The 1,796-nt window shown below is 61.5% G+C and carries 2 protein-coding genes; both read left to right on the forward strand.

Annotated features, from left to right (window positions below):
• The first annotated feature begins 396 nt into the window (after positions 1 to 396).
• Positions 397 to 1,041, forward strand: coding sequence for a ribosome maturation factor RimP (gene rimP / locus EN906_RS32960; protein ID WP_127270712.1), 645 nt, complete (start codon positions 397 to 399; stop codon positions 1,039 to 1,041).
• Between the two features lie 49 nt (positions 1,042 to 1,090).
• On the forward strand, positions 1,091 to 1,796 hold a 706-nt coding region (nusA, locus tag EN906_RS32965; protein ID WP_127375712.1), incomplete at its 3' end, for a transcription termination factor NusA.

A 1,796-nucleotide genomic window follows, 5' to 3' on the forward strand; every position in this document is an offset into this window, starting at 1 on the left:
GCCTGCGACCGGCTTCCACGGCCCGTGAAGCGGCCACGGCGCTGCCGAATACGGTGAAGAAGTCGCCTATTGCAGAAAATATCTTGCGATTGCTCATGATCATGTCCTTTCGCGCACGTATGGCGCACGGCCACATTTGTGCAGCGCAACATAAATAGGCGCGTTTCAGCGCCGATCCCATGGGTGTCGCCGCATAGGCGCCATGCGCCCCATGCAACGCTGGCGCGGGCCGCCTCGATGGCGGCGTTGCCCGACCAGCACAGCGGGCTTGAAACACAGGCCGTCATCGTCTATATCAGCCTCAAATTCTTGGTCGGTATGACGAAGAGTGGGTCCACCCGGTCCCGCTCTTTTTTATTACCTGCCGATAACTTGGTAGAGAACGACAGGGCTTCAATGACTGCAACGGCAAGCGAGGGCGACGATCGCATCATCCGCGAAAGCGGCATCGATGCGCGCATCGCGCTGATCGTCCAGCCGGTTCTGCGCGGCATCGGCTTCCGCCTCGTGCGGGTGCATCTGTCGGGCCAGAACGGGCTGACGCTGCAGATCATGGCCGAACGCGAGGACGGCACCATGACCGTCGAAGATTGCGAAGAGGTCAGCCGCGCTGTGTCGCCGGCGCTCGACGTCGATGATCCGATCGAAAAGGCCTATCACCTCGAAGTCTCGTCGCCCGGCATCGACCGGCCACTGGTCCGTAAATCGGATTTCACGACCTGGACGGGTCATCTGGTGAAGATGGAAACATCGATGGTCGTCGCCGACCGCAAGCGCTTCAAGGGCAAGATCGCCGAAGCCGGCGAAGACGATGTGCTGATCGAGCGCGACAAGGCAGCCTATGGCGAGGAGCCGACGGTGCGTGTCCCCTACGATGCGATTGCCGACGTGCGCCTGATCCTGACCGACGATCTCATCCGCGATGCCCTGTCGAAGGACAACAGGGCGCGCAAGGAAGCCAAGAAGCGCCGCGGCGAACCGGACGATGACGAGTCGGGTGCGGAAGCGGACGCCACGGAAGACCACGAACAGGAACTATGATTGAGCTGCCGGGCGCAAAGGCCCGGCAAACAAGCTCCGGAGAAAAACGATGGTTGTAAGCGCCAACAGACTTGAATTGCTGCAGATCGCCGACGCGGTCGCGCGTGAAAAGTCGATCGACAAGTCGATCGTCATCGCCGCCATGGCCGATGCGATCCAGAAGGCGGCGCGCTCGCGTTACGGTCAGGAGACCAACATCCGCGCCGACATCAACCCGAACACCGGTGAGATGAAGCTGCAGCGGCTGATGGAAGTGGTCGAGAAGGTCGATGACTACGCCACGCAGATCGCCATTTCCTCGGCTCGCGAGCGCAATCCCGACGCCCAGCTCGGCGACTTCATCGCCGAACAGCTGCCGCCCATGGATTTCGGCCGCATCGCTGCCCAGTCGGCCAAGCAGGTCATCGTGCAGAAGGTCCGCGAGGCCGAACGCGACCGCCAGTATGACGAGTACAAGGACCGCATCGGCGAGATCGTCAACGGTACCGTCAAGCGCGTCGAATACGGCAACGTCATCGTCGATCTCGGCCGCGGCGAAGCGATCATCCGTCGCGATGAGCTGATCCCGCGTGAAAACTACAAATATGGCGACCGCGTCCGCGCCTATGTCTACGATGTGCGCCGCGAGCAGCGCGGCCCGCAGATCTTCCTGTCGCGTACCCATCCGCAGTTCATGGCCAAGCTGTTCACCATGGAAGTGCCGGAAATCTATGACGGCATCATCGAGATCAAATCGGTCGCCCGCGACCCGGGTT

It is taken from the genome of Mesorhizobium sp. M7A.F.Ca.CA.004.06.1.1 (assembly GCF_003999135.1).
Lineage (GTDB): Bacteria > Pseudomonadota > Alphaproteobacteria > Rhizobiales > Rhizobiaceae > Mesorhizobium.